This is a genomic window from Streptomyces noursei (genome assembly GCF_001646665.1).
Classification (GTDB): domain Bacteria; phylum Actinomycetota; class Actinomycetes; order Streptomycetales; family Streptomycetaceae; genus Streptomyces; species Streptomyces lavendulocolor.
The window spans coordinates 94,041-114,200 of the sequence record NZ_LWBU01000249.1 but is presented as its reverse complement, the minus strand read 5'-3'; the positions used below and the strand labels follow the sequence as shown (position 1 = coordinate 114,200).

Here is a 20,160-nt window from a genome sequence, read left to right as displayed (position 1 = left end):
GACGTGAACAAGGCGCAGCTCGTAGAAGCGATTGCCGACAAGATGGGTGGCCGCCAGCAGGCCGCCGATGCTGTCGACGCGGTGCTCGACGCGATCGTCCGTGCCGTGGTCGCCGGTGACCGCGTCTCGGTCACCGGGTTCGGCTCGTTCGAGAAGGTCGACCGCCCGGCCCGCTACGCCCGCAACCCGCAGACGGGTGAGCGCGTGCGGGTCAAGAAGACCTCCGTTCCGCGCTTCCGTGCCGGTCAGGGCTTCAAGGACCTGGTCAGCGGCTCCAAGAAGCTCCCGAAGGGCGGCGAGGTCGCCGTCAAGAAGGCGCCCAAGGGCAGCCTTTCGGGCCCGCCGCCCACCATCTCCAAGGCCGCCGGCAAGAAGGCGGCCGCCAAGAAGACCTCGGCCGCCGCCGCCAAGAAGGCGACGACCGCCAAGAAGGCCACGCCGGCCAAGAAGACCACGGCCACGGCCGCCAAGAAGGCGACGACCGCGAAGAAGGCCACCCCGGCCAAGAAGACCACCACCGCGGCCGCCAAGAAGGCCACGCCGGCCAAGAAGACCACCACCGCGGCGGCGGCGAAGAAGACCACCGCCAAGACCACCGCGCCGGCGAAGAAGGCCACGGCGAAGAAGGCGCCCGCCAAGAAGACCACGGCGCGCAAGACCACCGCCAAGAAGACCGCCTCGCGCAGCAAGTAAGCGGCACGAGGCCCCAGGGCCACTCACACGCCGGGCCGGGCTCCCGAGAGGGAGCCCGGCCCGCGGTGCGTGCGGAGGCCCGGAGGGCGGAGCGGGTCAGAACGTCTGGAGCGTCACCAGGGTGATGCGCAGGGCGTCGCCCTGCCCCTCGGTCTCGATCCGCACCCGCTGCCCCGGCCGCAGCAGCCGCAGCCCGCCCGCGTCGAAGGCCGAGGCGGGGAAGTCCACCGGGGTGCCGTCGTCGAGCAGCACACTCCCGCTGCGGGAATCCGGGTCGTACGTGTACGCGGTCGCCTGCATGAAACGCAGCTTATCCGCCCGCCCCGCCCGCCGCCCGGACGTCCACCGCCCACCGCTCGGCCGTCCGCGGCCCCACCCCCAGTTCCACGGCGGCCCGCAGGTCCTCACCGGTGTCCACGTCCTGCCGCACCGAACGGACCCCCTCCAGCCGTATTTCCACCGCGCCCGACAACAAATGCCGGCGCCTCGACGCACCGCCGAAAGCGGGACGCAATTCCACTCCGGGCGCCGCCGACAGCAATGTCGTACCGATTTCGGCGGCATCCGGGAGAAAAGCCCGGGGGAATTCGGCGGCCACCGCCAGCACCCGCGACAGTTCCGCCGGCCGCAGCGCCGGGAGATCGGCGTTCAAGGTCGCGACGGGCGCTCCGGGACGCCGGGCGCGCACCGCCCGCGCACCGTACGCCAGCGCGGCGTTCAGGCCCCGGGCCGGGCCGTCCGGCACGATCCGGGCTCCCAGCGCGCCGAGCGTGAGCGCCGCCACCGGATCGTCCGTGACGACCGACACATCCCGCACCGCCGGGCAGGCCAGCGCCGCCGCCACCGTGTCCTGCGCGAACGCCAGCGCCAGCCGCGGCCGCACCAGGGGACCGGCGGCCCCCGCGAGCCTGCTCTTGGCCAGGGCGAGGGGCTTGAGGGGGACGACCAGGGACCAGGAGCCGGTCGGGTCGGCGTTCGTGGCGTGCTCTCCTTCCGTACGTCGGCCCCGCCGAGAGGTCGCCGGGGCGGCCCCGGGGCCCCGCGGCGACACGGCCGCGGCGGGACGGCGCACCGCGCCCGCCCGGCCCCATTGTGGCGCGGCACCGGCGCGACCCGGAGCGAAGGTGTCCGGGGCGGGGCGTACGGTGTTCTCGACAGACCAGGGGCCTGGGGCGACACTTGACCCCCCGGTGAGCCCAGTCCCAGAGGAAGGTGTCCGAGTGTCCCGCCGCAGAATCGGCTTCTGGTACCGCCTTGCGGCGGTCATCGCAAAACCACCACTGGTGGTTCTGTTCAAGCGGGACTGGCGGGGAATGGAGCACATTCCGGCCGACGGCGGATTCATCACCGCGGTCAACCACAACTCCTATCTCGACCCACTGTCGTACGCGCACTACCAGTACAACACCGGGCGGGTCCCGCGCTTCCTGGCGAAAGCGGCGCTGTTCAAGAGCTCGTTCGTCGGCATGATGCTGACCAACACCGGCCAGATCCCCGTCTACCGGGAGACGACCAACGCGCTGGACGCCTTCCGCGCCGCCGTCGCCGCCATCGAGCGGGGCGAATGCGTCGCCTTCTACCCCGAGGGCACCCTCACCCGCGACCCGGACATGTGGCCCATGGCGGGCAAGACCGGCGCCGCGCGCGTCGCGCTGCTCACCAAGGTGCCGGTCATCCCGGTCGCCCAGTGGGGCGCCAACCTGGCGATGCCGCCGTACGCCAAGGAGAACAAGCTCCGCCTCCTGCCGCGCAAGACCCTCGTCGTGCAGGCCGGCCCGCCCGTCGACCTCAGCCGGTTCTACGACAAGGAACCCACGCCCGAGGTACTGCGGGAGGCGACCGAGGTCATCATGGCCGCCATCACCTCCCTCCTGGAGGAGGTCCGGGGCGAGAAGGCCCCCGCCACGCCGTACGACCACCGCAGGGCCCGCCTGGAACAGCGGCGCAAGGCCGCAGGGGAGGAAGCGAAGTGACACGCCCCGACACGTCGGGCCCGGCGGCCCGCCCCGTCAAGGCAGCCGTCTTCGGCACCGGGTCCTGGGGGACCGCCTTCGGCATGGTGCTCGCCGACGCGGGCTGCCAGGTGACCCTCTGGGGCCGCCGCCAGGAGGTCGCCGACGCCATCAACACCACGCGCACCAACCCCGACTACTTCCCCGGCACCCGGCTTCCCGAGTCCGTGCGCGCCACCACCGACCCCGCCGAGGCCGCGCGCGACGCCGACTTCACCGTCCTCGCCATTCCCTCCCAGACGCTCCGCGGCAACCTCGCCGCGTGGGTGCCCGACCTCGCCGCGGACACGGTCCTGGTCTCCCTGATGAAGGGGATCGAACTGGGCAGCGCCAAGCGGATGAGCGAGGTCGTCCAGGAGGTCGCCGGCGTGCCCGAGAGCCGCGTCGCCGTGGTCACCGGCCCCAACCTCGCCAAGGAGATCGTCGCCCGCATGCCCGCGGCGGCCGTCGTGGCCTGCCGGGACGAGGCGGTCGCCCAGCGGCTCCAGGCCGCCTGCCACACCCCGTACTTCCGCCCGTACACCAACACCGACGTCGTCGGCTGCGAACTGGGCGGCGCCGTGAAGAACGTGATCGGGCTGGCCGTCGGCATCGCGGACGGCATGGGCCTCGGCGACAACGCCAAGGGGTCGCTCATCACGCGCGGACTCGCCGAAACCACCCGCCTCGGCCTGGCGATGGGCGCCGACCCGCTGACGTTCTCCGGACTGGCCGGCCTCGGCGACCTGGTCGCCACCTGCTCCTCGCCGCTCAGCCGCAACCACACCTTCGGCACCAACCTCGGCAGGGGCATGACCCTCCAGGAGACCATCGCGGTCACCAAGCAGACCGCCGAGGGCGTCAAGTCCTGCGAGTCGGTCCTCGACCTGGCCCGCCGGCACGGCGTCGACATGCCCATCACCGAGACCGTCGTCGACATCGTCCACGAGGGCAAGCCGCCGATGGTGGCCCTCAAGGAGCTGATGTCGCGCGCCGCGAAGCCCGAGCGGCGCTGACGCCCGGACGGGCGGCCACGCGGTCGCTGACGCCACCGGGGGGAGCAGGTACGCTCATCGCGATATGAGCAGCGAGAACCTCCCCACCAGCACCGGGCGCAAGCCGCGCGTGGCCGTCGTCTTCGGCGGCCGCAGCTCCGAGCACGCCATCTCCGTCGTCACGGCCGGCGCCGTCCTGCGCGCCATCGACCGGGACAAGTACGACGTGCTGCCCATCGGCATCACCACCGACGGCCGCTGGGCGCTGACCGCCGACGAGCCGGAGCGGATGGCCATCGCCGACCGCACGCTGCCGACCGTCGCCGACCTCACCGAGTCCGAGGAGGGCAGCGTCGTGCTGTCCGTCGACCCCGGCAACCGCGAGGTCGTCTACAGCGAGCCCGGCGCCGTCCCCAAGGTCCTCGGCGACGTCGACGTGGTCTTCCCGATGCTGCACGGCCCCTACGGCGAGGACGGCACCCTCCAGGGCCTCCTGGAGCTCGCGGGTGTGCCCTACGTGGGCGCCGGGGTGCTCTCCTCGGCGGTCGGGCAGGACAAGGAGTACATGAAGCGCGTCTTCGTCTCCTTCGGCCTGCCGGTCGGACCGTACGAGGTCATCCGCCCCCGCGAGTGGGAGCAGGATCCTTCCGCCGCCCGCGCCAGGGTCGTCGGCTTCGCCGCCGAGCACGGCTGGCCGCTCTTCGTGAAGCCCGCCCGCGGCGGGTCCTCGATGGGCATCACCAAGGTCGACGACCTCTCCGGCCTCGACGCCGCCATCGAGGAGGCCCGGCGCCACGACCCCAAGGTCATCGTCGAGTCGCTGCTCAGCGGCCGCGAGATCGAGTGCGGGGTGCTGGAGTTCGAGGACGGTCCGCGCGCGTCCGTACCGGCGTGGATCCCGCCCGTCACCGACCACGACTTCTACGACTTCGAGGCCAAGTACATCGACTCGGCCTCCGGTGTCGTGCCCGCCCCGATCACCCCGGAGCAGACGGCCGAGATCCAGCGGCTCGCCATCGCCGCGTTCGAGGCCGCGTCCTGCGAGGGCCTCGTCCGCGCCGACTTCTTCCTCACCGACGACGGCGAGTTCGTCATCAACGAGATCAACACGATGCCCGGCTTCACGCCGATCTCCATGTACCCGCGCATGTGGCAGGAGAGCGGCATCGGCTACCCGGAGCTCGTCGACCGGCTCATCCAGGCCGCGCTGCGCCGCCCGACCGGCCTGCGCTGACGCGGACGGACACAGGACCGCCCCCGCACCACCCGAAGGCGGTGCGGGGGCGGTCCGGGGCCTACACGCTCGGGGGGACCGCCTTCTTCACGGCGGCGGCGAGGTCCATCAGCGGAGTGGCGTCGTGCGCGAACCGCTCGTCCATCGACACCTCCACGTAGGTCTTGCGGTACGTGGTGGTGAACCGGGGTCCGTCGCCCTCGCGCGGCTCGGTCAGCCAGCCCACGCCGCCCACCTCGGCGCCCAGCGCCTTCTCGTCGGTCATCGCGGGGGGCCGGGGGACGCCGCAGCGCAGTACGATCGCCCCGTCCCCCCACCCGGCGGTCAGATCGGAACGCGGCTCCGGATCACTCCGGCCGAGTCCCGCGACGGTTGCCGGGAGCTCCTCGTGCAGCGCGCCGCAGTAGGCGGCCTCCTCCGACGGCGGAGTGGGAACCGCGACGGACGCCTGCGCGTCCGTCGGGGAACAGCCGGCCGCCGCCGACAGGACGGCGACGGCCACGACGGCGACGGGCAGGGCGGGCAGGCGGCGAAGCCGGTGCGAAGACGTCACCGGCCCAGGGTAGACGGGGGCTACAGGTGTACGACCGGGCAGGTCAGGGTCCGTGTGATGCCGTCCACTTGCTGGACCTTGGCGACCACCATGCGGCCGAGCTCGTCGACCGTGTCGGCCTGGGCGCGCACGATCACGTCGTACGGACCCGTCACGTCCTCGGCCTGGATCACCCCCGGGATCTTGGCGATGGTCTCGGCGACGGTCGACGCCTTGCCCACCTCGGTCTGAATAAGGATGTACGCCTGTACCACGGAACCTCCAGGGCGGCCACGAGGATCTTGTGGGGAAGAAAGGGACGCCACGGTACCGCGTCGTCGCGGGCGGCGGGGAGACCCGCGCGGCCGGTGGCGCGCGAGGCCGCCGCACGAAGCACCGAGTTGACGGTCTACTTGACGGTACCTACAGCAGTGACGGGTCGCGACCGCAACCGCACTGGGGCAGAAGGGGCACAGCGATGAAGGGCACTGTCGGCGAGTTGGGGGAGTTCGGGCTGATCAGGGAGCTCACCTCCCGGCTCACCTCCACCCCGGCGGTACGGATCGGACCCGGCGACGACGCCGCGGTCGTGGCCGCACCCGACCGGCGCGTGGTGGCCAGCACGGACATCCTGCTGGAGGGCCGGCACTTCCGGCGCGACTGGTCCACCGCGTACGACGTCGGCCGCAAGGCCGCCGCGCAGAACCTCGCGGACATCGCCGCCATGGGCGCCGTCCCCACCGCGCTGCTGCTCGGCCTGGTCGTCCCCGCCGAACTCCCGGTCACCTGGCCCACGGAGCTGATGGACGGCCTGCGCGACGAGTGCCAGGTCGCGGGCGCGGCCGTGGTCGGCGGCGACGTCGTGCGCGGCGACACGATCACCGTGTCCATCACCGCGCTCGGCGACCTGCGCAACCACGAACCGGTCACCCGGGGCGGGGCGCAGCCCGGCGACGTCGTCGCCTACACCGGCTGGCTCGGCTGGTCGGCCGCCGGGTACGCGGTCCTGTCGCGCGGGTTCCGCTCGCCGCGCGCCTTCGTCGAGGCCCACCGGCGGCCCGAACCGCCCTACCACGCGGGCCCGGCCGCCGCCGGGCTCGGCGCGACCGCCATGTGCGACGTCAGCGACGGGCTGATCGCCGACCTCGGGCACATCGCCGAGGCCAGCAAGGTCCGCATCGACCTGCGCTCCGGACTCATCGACATCCCGACCCAGATGAACGACATCGGGCAGGCCGTCGGCGTCGACCCCATGCAGTGGGTCCTCACCGGGGGCGAGGACCACGCCATCGTCGCGACCTTCCCGCCTGACGTGAAGCTCCCCGCCCGCTGGAAGGTCATCGGCGAGGTGCTCAACCCCTCCGCCCTGCCCCAGGTGACCGTCGACGGGGCGCCCTGGCACACCCAGGGCGGCTGGGACCACTTCGGGGAGGGCGAGTGAGCCGGGGCGGGCCGCCGAACGTCCTGACCGTCGCCGGGTCCGACTCCGGCGGCGGCGCCGGCGTCCAGGCGGACCTGAAGACCATGCTGGCGCTCGGCGTCCACGGCATGAGCGTGATCACCGCCGTCACCGCGCAGAACTCGCTGGGCGTCCAGGGCGCCTGGGAACTGCCCGTGGAGGCGGTGCGGGCCCAGTACCGCAGCGTCGTCGACGACATCGGCGTACAGGCCGTGAAGACCGGCATGCTGTCCTCGGCGCCGCTGGTGGAGGCGGTCGCGGAGCTCCTGGCCGGGACGGACGCGCCGGTGGTCGTCGACCCCGTGGGGGTGTCCAAGCACGGCGACCCGCTCCTGGCCGACGCCGCGCTCGACTCGGTACGGAAGCGGCTGCTGCCTGTGGCCACCGTGGCGACACCGAACCTGGACGAGGTGGCCCAGCTCACCGGCGTGAGCGTGGAGGACGAGGCGGACCTGCGGCGGGCCGCCGCCGCGGTGCTGGAGTACGGGCCGCGCTGGGCGCTCGTCAAGGGCGGGCACCTGGCGGGGGACGCGGTGGACCTGCTCACCGACGGCTCCGAGGAGCACTGGCTGCGGGCCCCCCGCCACGACAACCGGCACACCCACGGGACGGGCTGCACGCTCGCCTCCGCCGTCGCCGCGGGCCTCGGCAAGGGCCGCACGGTCCCGGAGGCGGTACGGGAGGCCAAGGAGTACGTCACCGGAGCCATCGCGGCCGGGTTCGCCCTGGGCGGCGGGATCGGCCCGGTGGACCACGGCTGGCGCTTCCGCTAGGGAACGGCGACCGGAAGGGCGCCCGCGCCCGCGAGGGCGTCGGCGCCCGCCCGCCGGGACGGCGAGTGCGGGCACGACGGGAGCGGGGACGGCTCGCGCGGGGACGGCGAAAAGCCGGCCCACCGAGGTGGACCGGCTTTCAAGGCAACCGCAGAGGCTGCGCTACGACGAAACGTCGTCGGCGTTAGCGCGAGACCTTGCCGGCCTTGATGCACGAGGTGCAGGCGTTGAGCCGCTTCGGCGTCCCACTGACCACGGCACGCACGCGCTGGATGTTCGGGTTCCAGCGACGAGACGTACGGCGGTGCGAGTGCGAGATGTTGTTGCCGAAGCCCGGCCCCTTGCCGCAGACGTCGCAGTTGGCAGCCACGGGTCACTCCAAAGACTTCAGGTGCACTTACAGTGAAATCCGGCGAGCCGGAATCAGATCTGGTGACTGAAGTGGCGTTGCCGGGGGAATGGCCCGACTTTCATCGGGCAACCGGAGCAGCATACAACGACTGCTCCGGTGCAACGAAACTACCACGGTTCGCCCGGCCCCCGCCCGGGGCCCCCGACCGGCCCGGGGTCTACGCTGCCGTGCAGCCAGCGCTGCTCGAGGAGGACACCAGGTGCCGCAGACCCTGCCGCAGGCGCTCGATTCCGCAGTGGTCCGTAGCTGGTGCTCACTGGCCCTGGAGGCGCTCGGCCGGGAGCGCGAGGAGATCGACTCGATCAACGTCTACCCGGTCGCGGACGGGGACACCGGCACCAACCTCTACCTGACGGTCGAGTCCGCCTCCCAGGCGGTGGAGGCCGTCTTCGCCGCGATCACCGTCCCCGACTTCGCCGACACCGTACGGGCCATGGCGCACGGCGCCCTCATCGGCGCCCGGGGCAACTCCGGCACCATCCTGTCCCAGCTCCTGCGCGGCATGAGCGAGGTGCTCGCCGAGGGGCGTGACGGAGACCACCTCGCCAGGGCCCTGGGACGCGCCTCGGTCTCCGCGCGGGAGGCGGTGGCCCACCCCGTCGAGGGCACGATCCTGACCGTCGCCGCCGCGGCCGCCTCCGCCGCGGCGGAGGGCTCCCGTGACGTCGCGGCCGTCGCCCGTGCCGCGTACGCGGGGGCCCGCACCGCCCTGGAGGCCACGCCCGCCCAGCTCGCCGTCCTGGAGCGGGCCGGTGTGGTCGACGCGGGCGGGCGCGGGCTCGTCGCGGTGCTGGGCGCGCTGGTGGAGGCCGTGTCGGGACAGGCACCCGTGCGGGACCGGCGGGCGCCCCGCGGCGCCGCGCCCGTCATGGAGCCCTGTTCGGCGGCCGGTCCCGCTTACGAGGTCATCTACCTGCTGGAGGCCGACCGCGCGGCCGTGACCCGGCTCCGCGAACGGCTCGACGCGCTCGGCGACTCACTGGTCGTGGTGGGCGGCGACGGACTGTGGAACGTCCACGTGCACGTGGACGACGCCGGTGCGGCGGTCGAGGCGGGCATCGAGGCCGGGCGCCCCCACCGCATCCGGATCACCCACTTCGGCACGTCCGGCGCGGCCGGCGGGCACGGTGCGGCCGGCGGGGCCGGCGCGTCCGGCACACAGGCGCCCGGGGACCGCGCGGGGCGCGCGGTGGTGGCCGTCCTGCCCGGCGAGGGGCTCGCCCGCCTGTGCGCCGAGGCGGGCGCGACGACGGTGCTGGCCCGCCCCGGCGAGCCGCCGGCCAGCGGGGAGCTGGTCGACGCCATCCGGCGCGCCGGTGCGCGGGAGGTCGTCCTCCTGCCGAACGACGCCGCGCTGCGCCACACCGCGGCGGCCGCGGCCGAGCAGGTCCGGGCGGAGGGCATCCGGGTGGCCCTCGTCCCCACGCGCGCCGCCGTCCAGGGCATCGCCGCCCTCGCCGTGCACGAACCGGAACGCCGCTTCGACGAGGACGTCGTCGCCATGACCGCGGCGGCGGGCGCCACCCGCTACGGCGAACTGGCCGTCGCCGAGCGCCAGTCGTTCACCTCGGCGGGCGTCTGCCAGGCCGGTGACGTCCTCGGCCTGATCGACGGGGACGTCGCCGTGATCGGCCAGGACGTGCGGGCCACGGCGGTGACGGTGCTGAACCGGATGCTCTCGGCGGGCGGCGAACTGGTCACGCTGGTCCTCGCCGAGGACGCCCCCGAGGACCTGGCGGCCCGCCTGGAGGCCCATGTGCGCGGGACCCACCTCGCCGTCGACACGGTCACCTACCCCGGCGGCCCCCAGGCGCCGCTGCTGCTGATCGGCGTCGAGTGACCGCACCCGCCCGGCCGGGCTCCCGGCCGGACACGGGCGCGCTGGGCAGGGGTGGGCGCTCCTGTCAGTGCCGTGGTGTGCAATGGGATGCGTGTCAGCTCTCGACGTACCACTGAAGAAGCAGCTCGGCGCCGCCACCGCCAAGGTGATGGCCGAGCACCTCGACCTGCACACCGTCGGCGACCTGCTGCACCACTACCCCCGGCGGTACGCGGAGCGCGGTGAGCTCACCACCCTCGCCGACCTGCCGCTGGACGAGCACGTCACCGTGGTGGCACGGGTCGCCGACGCGCGCGTGCTGACGTTCAACGGCGCCAAGGGGCGCGGCCAGCGCCTGGAGGTGACCATCACCGACGGCAGCGGCCGGCTGCAACTGGTCTTCTTCGGCAAGGGCGTCCACAAGCCCCACAAGGAGCTCCTGCCCGGCACGCGCGCGATGTTCGCCGGCAAGGTCTCCGTCTTCAACCGCAAGACGCAGCTCGCCCACCCCGCGTACGAGCTGCTGCGCGGAGAGGACGGCGGGACGGCCGTGGACAGCTGGGCCGGGGCGCTCATCCCGATCTACCCCGCCACCACCAAGCTGGAGTCCTGGAAGATCGCCAAGGCGGTCGACGCGGTGCTGCCCGCCGCGGCGGACGCCGCCGACCCGTTGCCGCCGGCGCTGCGCGAGGGCCGCGGCCTGACCGGCCTGCCGGACGCCCTGCGCAAGATCCACCGCCCGCGCACCAAGGCCGACGTCGCCGAGGCCCGGGACCGGCTCAAGTGGGACGAGGCGTTCGTCCTCCAGGTCGCCCTGGCCCGGCGGCGGTTCGCCGACACCCAGCTGCCCGCCACGCCCCGCAGGCCGGTGCCGGGCGGTCTGCTGGACGCCTTCGACGCCAAGCTGCCGTTCACCCTCACCGAGGGGCAGGAGAAGGTGTCCAAGGAGATCTTCGACGACCTGGCCACCGAGCACCCGATGCACCGCCTCCTCCAGGGCGAGGTCGGCAGCGGAAAGACCATGGTGGCGCTGCGGGCGATGCTCGCCGTCGTCGACGCGGGCGGGCAGGCCGCGATGCTCGCCCCCACCGAGGTCCTCGCCCAGCAGCACCACCGCTCCATCACCGAGATGATGGGCGAGCTGGCCGAGGGGGGCATGCTCGGCGGTGCCGACCGGGCCACCAAGGTCGTGCTCCTCACCGGCTCCATGGGCGCGGCGGCGCGGCGGCAGGCGCTGCTGGACCTGGTGACCGGCGAGGCGGGCATCGTCATCGGCACGCACGCGCTGATCGAGGACAAGGTCCGGTTCCACGACCTGGGTCTGGTGGTCGTGGACGAGCAGCACCGGTTCGGGGTCGAGCAGCGCGACGCCCTGCGGGGGAAGGGCAAGCAGCCCCCGCACCTGCTGGTCATGACCGCCACCCCCATCCCGCGCACGGTCGCGATGACGGTCTTCGGCGACCTGGAGACCTCCGTCCTCGACCAGCTGCCCGCCGGCCGCTCGCCGATCGCCACCCACGTCGTCCCGGCCGCCGACAAGCCGCACTTCCTGGCCCGCGCCTGGGAGCGCGTCCGCGAGGAGGTGGAGAACGGCCACCAGGCCTACGTCGTCTGCCCCCGCATCGGCGACGAGGAGGACGACAAGAGGAAGGCCAAGGAGGACGACGCCGAGAAGCGGCCCCCGCTGGCCGTCCTGGAGGTGGCCGACCAGCTCGCCAGGGGCCCGCTCGCGGGCCTGCGCGTCGAGGTCCTGCACGGCAGGATGGCCCCCGACGACAAGGACGCCGTGATGCGCCGCTTCGCCGCGGGCGACGCCGACGTCCTGGTCGCCACCACCGTCATCGAGGTCGGTGTGAACGTCCCCAACGCCACCGCGATGGTGATCATGGACGCGGACCGGTTCGGCGTCTCCCAGCTGCACCAGCTGCGCGGCCGCGTCGGCCGCGGCTCCGCCCCCGGGCTGTGCCTGCTGGTCACCGAGATGCCCGAGGCGAGCCCCGCCCGGCAGCGCCTCGCCGCCGTCGCCTCGACCCTCGACGGCTTCGAGCTCTCCCGCATCGACCTCGAACAGCGCCGCGAGGGCGATGTCCTCGGCCAGGCCCAGTCCGGCGTGCGCTCCAGCCTCCGCATGCTCGCCGTCATCGACGACGAGGAGGTCATCGCCGCCGCCCGCGAGGAGGCGGTGGCCGTCGTCGCCGCCGACCCCGGGCTGGAACACCTCCCCGAGCTGCGCACCGCCCTGGACGCCCTGCTCGACAAGGAGCGCGAGCAGTACCTGGAGAAGGGCTGAGCCGTGCGCATCCGCCGGGAGCCCATATCGTGGAGTCACCAGCATCCACAGGACGGCTAAGGACCTCAGATGACCCGCGTGATCGCCGGTGCGGCCGGCGGACGCCGCCTGGCCGTGCCGCCGGGCAACGGCACCCGCCCCACCTCCGACCGGGCGCGTGAGGGGCTGTTCTCCACCTGGGAGGCGCTCCTCGGCACGCTCGACGGCATCCGGATCGCCGACCTGTACGCCGGTTCCGGCGCCGTCGGCCTGGAGGCGCTCTCCCGGGGCGCGTCCCACGCCCTGCTCGTCGAGGCCGACCAGCGCGCCGCCCGCACGGTCCGCGAGAACGTCCGGGCGCTCGGCCTGCCGGGTGCCGAGGTCCGCGCCGGCAAGGCCGAGCAGATCGTGACCGGGGCGGCGCCCACCGCCCCGTACGACGTCGTCTTCCTCGACCCGCCGTACGCCGTCTCCGACGACGATCTTGGCGAGATACTCCTCACACTCCGCACCAAAGGCTGGCTCGCCGGGGACGCGCTCGTCACCGTGGAGCGCAGCACCAGGGGCGGAGAGTTCCGCTGGCCGGAGGGATTCGCACCACTGCGGGCCCGTCGCTACGGCGAGGGAACGTTTTGGTACGGTCGCGCCGCCTCTACGTGCGAAGACGCACGATGACCGGTCCGGAGAGCGAGGGAATCCAGTTGCGCCGCGCAGTCTGTCCGGGGTCGTTCGACCCCATCACCAACGGGCACCTCGACATCATCGCCCGCGCCTCCAAGCTGTACGACGTGGTCCACGTCGCGGTGATGGTCAACCAGTCCAAGAAGGGCCTGTTCACCGTCGAGGAGCGGATGGAGCTCATCCGCCAGGTCACGGTCGACTACGGCAACGTGAAGGTGGAGTCCCACCACGGCCTGCTCGTCGACTTCTGCAAGGAGCGCGACATCCCCGCCATCGTCAAGGGGCTGCGGGCCGTCAGCGACTTCGACTACGAACTGCAGATGGCCCAGATGAACAACGGGCTGTCGGGCGTGGAGACCCTCTTCGTGCCGACGAACCCCACCTACAGCTTCCTGTCGTCCTCCCTGGTCAAGGAGGTCGCCGCCTGGGGCGGCGACGTCTCCCACCTGCTCCCGCCCGTGGTCCACGAAGCCCTCGTGCAGCGCCTGGGCGAGAAGTGAGGACCTGACGGCCCGTCACCCGCTGTCGGGGCGCCGCCCACTGGCCTTACAGTCGTCCCGTCCGTCTCCAATCCGGCTGTAGAGAGTGGCGAGCACACACGGTGGACGTGCAGAAGAAGCTCGACGAGATCGTCGAGACGGTCGCGAGCGCCCGTTCCATGCCCATGTCGGCCTCCTGCGTGGTCAACCGCGCCGAGCTGCTCGCGATGCTCGACGAGCTGCGCCAGGCCCTGCCGGGCTCGCTGGCCCAGGCCCAGGAGCTGATCGGCGGCCGCGAGCAGCTCGTCGAGCAGGCCCGCCAGGAGGCCGAGCGGATCATCGAGGCCGCCCACGCCGAGCGCGGCTCGCTGATCTCCGACACCCAGGTCGCCCGCCGCTCCCAGGAGGAGGCCGACCGCATCCTCACCGAGGCCCGCCGCGAGGCCGAGGAGATCCGCGCGGAGGCCGACGACTACGTCGACTCCAAGCTCGCCAACTTCGAGGTCGTCCTCACCAAGACCATCGGCTCCGTCGACCGCGGCCGCGAGAAGCTCCTCGGCCGGGGCCCCGGCGTCGACGACCAGGGGTACGCCGACGAGGACGCCCCCGAGTACAGCGCCGACCCCCAGACCCTGATCCGGCGGGCCGACGAGTACGTCGACGCCAAGATCAGCGCCTTCGAGGCGGTGCTCACCAAGACCCTGGAGGCGGTCGGCCGCGGCCGGCAGAAGCTGCACGGACGGATCGCCACCGACGACCTCGGCGCCCACATGGCAGCCCAGGACGCCGCCGCCGACGGCCGCCGGCACACCAGCGACGCCGACTACCTGGCGGGCCTCGCCGAGCTGGCCGACCCCGACCCGGGCCGGCGGGCCGCCCAGGAGCCCGTGCAGCCCGCCGCCGCGCACCTCCCGCCCCAGCAGCCCGACCCGTACGCCTACCAGCAGCCCCAGGACGCGTACGCCTACCAGCCCGACCCGTACGCCTACCAGGGCTACGACCAGGGCCAGGGCTACGCCCAGCAGCCCTACCCCGAGGCGCACGCCGGCGCCGCCCCCGCGGCCTACCCCGCGCCCTACGAGGCGCAGGCGCAGCCGGCGCAGCCCCAGCAGGCGGCCGCGCTCGACGAGACCAGCTTCTTCGACACCAGCATGATCGACCTGGACCAGCTCCGGCAGTACGAGCAGGGCCACGGCCAGAACCACGGCCAGGGCCACTGACCGGCCCGGATTGGGCTGTGAGCGAAGCGTCCAGTATCCTGGCTCTTCGGTCGCGAGTACGTCCGCGATCCCGCGTGCCCGCGTCGGCTCCGACGCCGGGCCGCCCCCCAGACGATCCGAAAGCAGGAAGAACCCTGAGTACGCGCCTCGACCACCGCAACCCCCTCGTGTTCGACACGCACGAGCTGGGCCGGCGTCCCGGTGCCCTCCAGCGGATCTCCCGCACGGTCGAGGCCCCCGCGGACCTCGGCATCGACGGAGTCATCGGCGTACCCCAGGGCTCGCCCGTCGAGCTCACCCTCCGCCTGGAGTCGGTCATGGAAGGGGTGCTTGTCACAGGCACCGCCCGTGCGTCGGCCGAGGGGGAGTGCGTAAGGTGTCTGGAGCCGCTGCGCCAGGATGTCGCGGCGGACTTCCAGGAGATGTTCTCGTACCCCGACACCGACGACCGGGGCCACCGTACGGCGGCCGCGGACGACGATGCCGAGGACGACGAGGACATCACCCCCCTCGAGGACGGCATGTTCGACCTCGAGCCCGTGCTGCGTGATGCGGTGGTGCTCGCACTGCCGATGCAGCCGGTGTGCCGGGAGGACTGTGCCGGGTTGTGCGCCGAGTGCGGCGCCAACCTGAACGAGAACCCGGACCACCACCATGACGCCGTCGACATCCGTTGGGCGGCACTGCAGGGACTCGCCGATTCACTCGGGACCGGCGAGAAGGACAACATGAGCGGCGCCGAAGCGGGCGTCGACGAGAAGCAGGAGAAGTAGCCGTGGCTGTTCCGAAGCGGAAGATGTCGCGCAGCAACACGCGCCACCGCCGGTCGCAGTGGAAGGCTGCGGTCCCCACCCTGGTTTCGTGCGAGCGTTGCCAGGAGCCGAAGCTGCAGCACATCGCGTGCCCCAGCTGCGGCACGTACAACAAGCGCCAGGTCCTCTCGGTCTGAGCGGGCTGGTGAGAGGCACCGTGTCTAGCCACAAAACGGCGGATGACGCCAAGAAGCAGGCGGAGAACACGGCCTCGTCCCACACGCTGTTGGAAGGGCGGCTCGGGTACCACCTCGAGTCCGCCCTTCTGGTGCGTGCGCTGACCCACCGTTCGTACGCGTACGAGAACGGCGGCCTGCCCACCAACGAGCGCCTGGAGTTCCTCGGGGACTCCGTGCTCGGCCTGGTGGTCACGGACACGCTGTACCGCACCCACCCCGACCTGCCGGAAGGCCAACTGGCCAAACTGCGGGCCGCGGTGGTCAACTCGCGTGCGCTGGCGGAGGTCGGCCGCGGCCTCGACCTGGGCTCCTTCATCCGGCTGGGCCGGGGCGAGGAAGGCACCGGGGGCCGGGACAAGGCTTCCATCCTCGCCGACACCCTCGAAGCGGTGATCGGCGCGGTCTATCTCGACCAGGGCCTCGAAGCGGCGTCCGAGCTGGTGCACCGGCTCTTCGACCCGCTGATCGAGAAGTCCTCGAACCTCGGCGCCGGCCTGGACTGGAAGACCAGTCTCCAGGAGCTGACCGCGGCCGAGGGCCTCGGCGTTCCGGAGTACCTGGTCACCGAGACCGGACCGGACCACGAGAAGACCTTCACTGCTGCTGCCCGCGTCGGTGGTGTCTCGTACGGCACCGGCACCGGCCGCAGCAAGAAGGAAGCGGAGCAGCAGGCGGCGGAGTCCGCCTGGCGCGCCATCCGGGCCGCCGCCGACGAGCGGGAGGCGGCGGCGAAGGCCGCGGCCGAAGCCGGCGTGGTCGTCGGCGCCGAGCCCGTCGCGGGCACGCCCGACGGTGACGGAACCGGCACCGGCACCGGCACTGGCACCGGAGAGGCCGCCGACACCTCTTCGGTCTCCGAAGCGCCGCAGGCCACGGCCTGAGCTGTTCGTTCCTGCCCCGCCGCACACACCCGTGCGGCGGGGTTTCCCCATGACCCCGCCCGAACGCGAAGGAGCGCCGTGCCCGAGCTGCCCGAGGTCGAAGTCGTCCGGCGCGGCCTGGAGCGCTGGGTCAGCGGCCGGACCGTCTCCGACGTCCAGGTCCTCCACCCGCGTGCCGTACGGCGCCACCTCGCGGGCGGCGACGACTTCGCCGGCCGGCTGCGGGGCCACCGCTTCGGCGTCGCGCGGCGGCGCGGGAAGTATCTGTGGCTGCCGCTGGAGGACACCGAGGCGTCCGTCCTCGGGCACCTGGGCATGAGCGGGCAGCTGCTCGTACAGCCGCAGGACGCGGCGGACGAACGGCACCTGCGGATCCGCATCCGCTTCGACGACGGGCTCGGCACCGAGCTGCGCTTCGTCGACCAGCGCACCTTCGGCGGGCTCTCCCTGCACGAGAACACCCCCGACGGGCTGCCCCTGCCCATCGCGCACATCGCCCGGGACCCCCTGGACCCCGCTTTCGACGAGGCCGCCTTCCACACGGCGCTGCGCCTGCGCCGCACCACCGTGAAGCGGGCCCTGCTCGACCAGTCGCTCATCAGCGGCGTCGGCAACATCTACGCGGACGAGGCGCTGTGGCGCGCCCGCCTGCACTACGACCGCCCCACCGCGACGCTCACCCGCCCCCGCTCGGCCGAGCTGCTCGGCCACGTACGGGACGTCATGACGGCCGCGCTCGCGGTCGGCGGCACCAGCTTCGACAGCCTGTACGTCAACGTCAACGGCGAGTCCGGGTACTTCGACCGCTCCCTGGACGCGTACGGCCGCGAGGGCGAGCCGTGCCGGCGCTGCGGCACGCCGATGCGCCGCCGCCCCTGGATGAACCGGTCCAGCTACTTCTGCCCGCGCTGCCAGCGCCCGCCGCGCACCGCGCCGGCCACCGCCCCCACGCGCAGGACCCCCACGCGCACCGTCCCGCCCCGCACCGCGCCGTAGCCGGGACCCCGGCGCCCCTGCGGCTGAGCCGTCAACGGTTGTCGGCGTCGGTCGCCGCCGAGCACCCTTTCACGGCCCCGTGAAGGCCCGGGAAGGCGCTCGACGGTCACTGACTTCCCGGTGCTAGGACCTGGTCCGACAGGCCGGACCTCAACGGACGGGCATCGCCGGGCGGTACACCGCGCGGTTTCATCCGGAAGTGGTTGCATGGGATACGTGACGGAGCCAGAGCCGGGAGGGGGGACAGGAGGCAACCGTGATCGTCCTCGCGATCTTCCTTCTCATCATCGGGACGATCTTGATCCTTATCGGGACGGTCCTGATCGTCATCGGGGCATTCTTGATCCTCATGGGGATGACCCTGATCGCCATTGCGACCTGCTTGCTCATCCGGAGAGCGTGGAAGCGCCGGGAGCGCGAGAAAAAAGCCGATTAGGGTTGGGCGCCCGACTGCTCGGCTCCGCCTGGGTCGATGGCAGGCGGGATGGGAGTCCCCCGCGCTCCGGGACTCGACCGGTGGCAGGAGCAGATCCGGCGCACCGGTGGCTGCTCCGACCCGCTTGTCTCAGAAGCCGAAGTTCTGGGTCCAGTAGGGGCCGCCCTCGGCGAAGTGCACTCCGACGCCGAGCCGCGTGTAGTCGCAGTTGAGGATGTTGGCGCGGTGGCCGTCGCTGTTCATCCAGGACTCCATCACGGCCTGGGCGTCCGCCTGGCCGCGGGCGATGTTCTCCGCCGCGAGGCCTTCCACGCCCGCCTTGGCGGCGCGGTCCCACGGCGACGCACCGTCGGGGTCGGTGTGCGAGAAGAAGCCGCGCTCGGCCATGTCCCGGCTGTACGCCCCGGCCAGTGCCGACAGGCCGCGGGAGGCCTGCACCGGGCTGCAGCCGACCTTGGCGCGCTCCGCGTTGACCAGGGTGAGCACCGCGGCCTCGGCCGCCGCCTCCCGGCCGGTGTCGGCGGCGGCAGCGGGCGAGGACGGGACGGCCGACGGTACGGAGGGGACCCGGGGCCGCTCGACGGTCCGCTCGGGCGCGGGCTTCGGTGTCGCCGTGCGCGCGGGGGCCGTGGTCTCGGCGGTCTTCTGGGGAGCCGCGGTCTTCGTCCGCTTCGGCGGGGCCGGGGACGACGGCTTGGACGGCGTCGACGAGGGCGTCGGGGCCGTGGACGGGATCTGGGTCCGCTCGGCGCTCCGGCTCGCGGCGGTGGAGGGCCGTTCGGGCGTGGCACTGGCGCCGCCCTGCGTGGTCAGCTCGGGGGCACCCCCCGCACGCACGCGCTCGCCCGAGCCGCTGCCGCCGATGGTGAAGGTGTCGCCACCGGGCAGCAGACCGGAGGTCACGGCGACGGCGCCCACCGCCATGGCGGCGGAAGCGCCGAGCAGCCCGGTGCGTACGGGCACCACGGCCCGCTTCTTCCGGTGGCGTCCCATCTCCTGTGCCTTCCTGCTCCGACGCCCGGCCGCTGTGGCCGGCCGGTACGTCCGCTTCATTCGGTCACTCGCCCGAACGGGTGAGGCTCATTTCGTCGGGACTGTACGCCATGACGCGTGGGGGAGAAGTGCCGCGAGTGCAATTGGCCGGTTAGCGTGCAGCCATGAACGACGACGCACGGCTCACCGCCTGGGTACGCGGCCGAGTACAGGGAGTGGGCTTCCGCTGGTTCACCAGGGCGAATGCTCTGGAGATCGGAGACCTCACCGGCTTCGCCCTCAATCTGGAGGACGGCAGGGTGCAGGTCGTGGCCGAGGGTCCGAGTGAGAATTGCCACCGGTTGCTGGAGTGGCTCCACTCCGGCGACACACCCGGACGCGTCGACGGAGTCACGGAGATATGGGGTGCCCCGCGCGGCGGTTACGACGGCTTCGCGATCCGCTGATGATCCCGCCCGATCGCCCCGCCCGCGCCGGCCCGCGCCCGCCGCCCGGCCCCCTGCGAAGCTGCCGCGGGCACCTGCGCGGGGCAGGAACGACCTGGTGGTTGCCAAGAATCGCTCGGCGTGCCAGGCTGCGCGCATACGGATGATCCAAAGGCTCCGCGAGGGTCCGGATGGTCGTCCCGAACGCCCCTGGACACCGCTGTGAGAGGCCCCGCCGCCCGGTTCGCGGCCGCGCGCCCCCGGTCGTCCCTTGATGCGGGGCGTGATCGTGTTGACCGTCAAACTTTTTGGTGAGACTCTGGAAGCCCCGCGCACCTTGGCTGTTTGGCGGTGAGAACCGCAGCGGCACCAAGCACCGCCGGACACCGCGGGTGCGAAATCCCTCACGACCCAACCGCTTCGGTCGGTCACTCAGTGTGGAGGACCAAAAGTCATGGCAAAGGCGCTTCTCGGTTATGTCGGCGGTTCCGACCCGCGACTTCTCGCCGAGATGCGACGGCTGCAGCAGCGCGTCCAGGACCTCGAGTCCGAGCTCGTACGGATTCAGTCCGAGAACGACGCGCTGAACGCGGCCGCCGCTCACAGCGAGCTGCTCGACGGCATCGACATCGACGTACCCAAGGCGGAGCCTGCGCTCACCTGATCCCAGCCCCCGTCGGCAAGGCCCGTGCCAGCACCTCCGGTATCGGGCAGGGTGAGAAACACTCTCGCGAGATATGCAAGGGACGCTTCGGCGTCCCTTCTTTCTTTTCCGTCCCCTCACCGTCATCCGGTGTTCGTCCGAACCCCGCTGATCCTTACCGACTGATCTGCCCTGCGCATTCATGGGTCAAACGAGAAGCGGCAGGTAGAGTCCGGGG

Annotated in this window: 24 protein-coding genes; 18 read left to right on the top strand and 6 right to left on the bottom strand. The window is 72.6% G+C overall.

The genetic code is table 11. From position 1 onward, the window contains the following. The first annotated feature begins 3 nt into the window (after positions 1-3). Entirely contained in the window at positions 4-693 is a 690-nt protein-coding gene (locus A4V12_RS17765) for an HU family DNA-binding protein (protein ID WP_064070335.1), read from the top strand. Between the two features lie 96 nt (positions 694-789). Here the strand turns inward: A4V12_RS17765 and A4V12_RS17760 are convergent, their stop codons facing one another. Continuing rightward, positions 790-993, bottom strand: coding sequence for a hypothetical protein (locus A4V12_RS17760; protein WP_064070334.1), 204 nt, complete (start codon positions 991-993; stop codon positions 790-792). Between the two features lie 10 nt (positions 994-1,003). After that, a complete protein-coding gene (gene cofC, locus A4V12_RS17755; RefSeq protein WP_064070384.1) occupies positions 1,004-1,642 on the bottom strand; it encodes a 2-phospho-L-lactate guanylyltransferase in 639 nt (212 codons plus the stop codon). A 271-nt stretch (positions 1,643-1,913) separates the two neighbouring features. Between cofC and A4V12_RS17750 the strand changes: the two genes are divergently transcribed. From A4V12_RS17750 to A4V12_RS17740, 3 genes are all read left to right on the top strand, one after another. After that, a complete protein-coding gene (locus A4V12_RS17750; protein WP_064070333.1) occupies positions 1,914-2,666 on the top strand; it encodes a lysophospholipid acyltransferase family protein in 753 nt (250 codons plus the stop codon). After that, positions 2,663-3,700 (top strand): NAD(P)H-dependent glycerol-3-phosphate dehydrogenase, encoded by a 1,038-nt coding sequence (locus tag A4V12_RS17745; RefSeq protein ID WP_079137102.1) that lies wholly within the window; start codon positions 2,663-2,665, stop codon positions 3,698-3,700. Before A4V12_RS17750 ends, A4V12_RS17745 begins: the two co-directional genes overlap by 4 nt. A gap of 64 nt (positions 3,701-3,764) precedes the next feature. Continuing rightward, complete coding sequence (locus A4V12_RS17740; protein WP_064070332.1) at positions 3,765-4,913, top strand: D-alanine--D-alanine ligase family protein; 1,149 nt, start codon at positions 3,765-3,767, stop codon at positions 4,911-4,913. A 61-nt stretch (positions 4,914-4,974) separates the two neighbouring features. Here A4V12_RS17740 and A4V12_RS17735 read toward each other — a convergent pair whose 3' ends face one another. Both A4V12_RS17735 and A4V12_RS17730 read right to left on the bottom strand, forming a co-directional pair. Then, positions 4,975-5,466, bottom strand: coding sequence for a DUF3515 domain-containing protein (locus A4V12_RS17735; RefSeq protein WP_064070331.1), 492 nt, complete (start codon positions 5,464-5,466; stop codon positions 4,975-4,977). A gap of 20 nt (positions 5,467-5,486) precedes the next feature. Further along, on the bottom strand, positions 5,487-5,720 hold the full coding sequence (locus tag A4V12_RS17730; protein WP_064070330.1) for an Lrp/AsnC family transcriptional regulator: 234 nt from the start codon (positions 5,718-5,720) through the stop codon (positions 5,487-5,489). Positions 5,721-5,923: 203 nt separating this feature from the next. On the opposite strand from A4V12_RS17730, the gene A4V12_RS17725 reads away from it, so the two are divergent. Together A4V12_RS17725 and thiD are read left to right on the top strand one after the other, a co-directional pair. Further along, complete coding sequence (locus A4V12_RS17725; RefSeq protein ID WP_064070329.1) at positions 5,924-6,886, top strand: thiamine-phosphate kinase; 963 nt, start codon at positions 5,924-5,926, stop codon at positions 6,884-6,886. Beyond that, positions 6,883-7,677, top strand: a complete 795-nt coding sequence (thiD, locus tag A4V12_RS17720) for a bifunctional hydroxymethylpyrimidine kinase/phosphomethylpyrimidine kinase (protein WP_064070328.1) — start codon at positions 6,883-6,885, stop codon at positions 7,675-7,677. The genes A4V12_RS17725 and thiD overlap by 4 nt, the downstream gene beginning before the upstream one ends. Before the next feature lie 184 nt (positions 7,678-7,861). Here the strand turns inward: thiD and rpmB are convergent, their stop codons facing one another. Further along, a complete protein-coding gene (gene rpmB / locus A4V12_RS17715) occupies positions 7,862-8,047 on the bottom strand; it encodes a 50S ribosomal protein L28 (RefSeq protein ID WP_064070327.1) in 186 nt (61 codons plus the stop codon). Between the two features lie 241 nt (positions 8,048-8,288). On the opposite strand from rpmB, the gene A4V12_RS17710 reads away from it, so the two are divergent. The 10 genes from A4V12_RS17710 (at position 8,289) to A4V12_RS17665 (ending at position 17,861) form a co-directional block, all read left to right on the top strand. Then, positions 8,289-9,929 (top strand): DAK2 domain-containing protein, encoded by a 1,641-nt coding sequence (locus A4V12_RS17710; RefSeq protein WP_234372213.1) that lies wholly within the window; start codon positions 8,289-8,291, stop codon positions 9,927-9,929. A gap of 82 nt (positions 9,930-10,011) precedes the next feature. Beyond that, positions 10,012-12,198 carry an ATP-dependent DNA helicase RecG gene (gene recG / locus A4V12_RS17705; protein WP_064070326.1) on the top strand — a complete coding sequence of 729 codons (2,187 nt, stop codon included), beginning with the start codon at positions 10,012-10,014 and terminating at the stop codon, positions 12,196-12,198. A 69-nt stretch (positions 12,199-12,267) separates the two neighbouring features. Next, positions 12,268-12,852: a 16S rRNA (guanine(966)-N(2))-methyltransferase RsmD gene (gene rsmD / locus A4V12_RS17700; RefSeq protein WP_064070325.1), complete on the top strand. Its 585-nt coding sequence runs from the start codon at positions 12,268-12,270 to the stop codon at positions 12,850-12,852. Between the two features lie 26 nt (positions 12,853-12,878). After that, positions 12,879-13,358: a pantetheine-phosphate adenylyltransferase gene (gene coaD, locus A4V12_RS17695; RefSeq protein ID WP_199831311.1), complete on the top strand. Its 480-nt coding sequence runs from the start codon at positions 12,879-12,881 to the stop codon at positions 13,356-13,358. A gap of 101 nt (positions 13,359-13,459) precedes the next feature. After that, positions 13,460-14,557, top strand: coding sequence for an ATP synthase F0 subunit B (locus A4V12_RS17690; protein WP_064070323.1), 1,098 nt, complete (start codon positions 13,460-13,462; stop codon positions 14,555-14,557). A 167-nt stretch (positions 14,558-14,724) separates the two neighbouring features. Further along, positions 14,725-15,330, top strand: coding sequence for a YceD family protein (locus A4V12_RS17685; RefSeq protein ID WP_064070322.1), 606 nt, complete (start codon positions 14,725-14,727; stop codon positions 15,328-15,330). Positions 15,331-15,332: 2 nt separating this feature from the next. Next, entirely contained in the window at positions 15,333-15,506 is a 174-nt protein-coding gene (gene rpmF, locus A4V12_RS17680; RefSeq protein WP_015036448.1) for a 50S ribosomal protein L32, read from the top strand. A gap of 8 nt (positions 15,507-15,514) precedes the next feature. Next, a complete protein-coding gene (gene rnc / locus A4V12_RS17675; protein ID WP_234372212.1) occupies positions 15,515-16,429 on the top strand; it encodes a ribonuclease III in 915 nt (304 codons plus the stop codon). Positions 16,430-16,507: 78 nt separating this feature from the next. Then, on the top strand, positions 16,508-17,425 hold the full coding sequence (gene mutM, locus A4V12_RS17670) for a bifunctional DNA-formamidopyrimidine glycosylase/DNA-(apurinic or apyrimidinic site) lyase (protein WP_064070321.1): 918 nt from the start codon (positions 16,508-16,510) through the stop codon (positions 17,423-17,425). A 256-nt stretch (positions 17,426-17,681) separates the two neighbouring features. Then, positions 17,682-17,861, top strand: coding sequence for a hypothetical protein (locus tag A4V12_RS17665; protein WP_064070320.1), 180 nt, complete (start codon positions 17,682-17,684; stop codon positions 17,859-17,861). Between the two features lie 129 nt (positions 17,862-17,990). Here A4V12_RS17665 and A4V12_RS17660 read toward each other — a convergent pair whose 3' ends face one another. Further along, positions 17,991-18,854 (bottom strand): CAP domain-containing protein, encoded by an 864-nt coding sequence (locus tag A4V12_RS17660; protein WP_064070319.1) that lies wholly within the window; start codon positions 18,852-18,854, stop codon positions 17,991-17,993. A gap of 164 nt (positions 18,855-19,018) precedes the next feature. Here A4V12_RS17660 and A4V12_RS17655 point away from each other — a divergent pair, with 164 nt between their 5' ends. Then, positions 19,019-19,300, top strand: a complete 282-nt coding sequence (locus tag A4V12_RS17655; RefSeq protein WP_064070318.1) for an acylphosphatase — start codon at positions 19,019-19,021, stop codon at positions 19,298-19,300. Between the two features lie 433 nt (positions 19,301-19,733). After that, entirely contained in the window at positions 19,734-19,943 is a 210-nt protein-coding gene (locus tag A4V12_RS17650) for a hypothetical protein (protein ID WP_064070317.1), read from the top strand. The last annotated feature ends 217 nt before the right edge of the window (positions 19,944-20,160 follow it).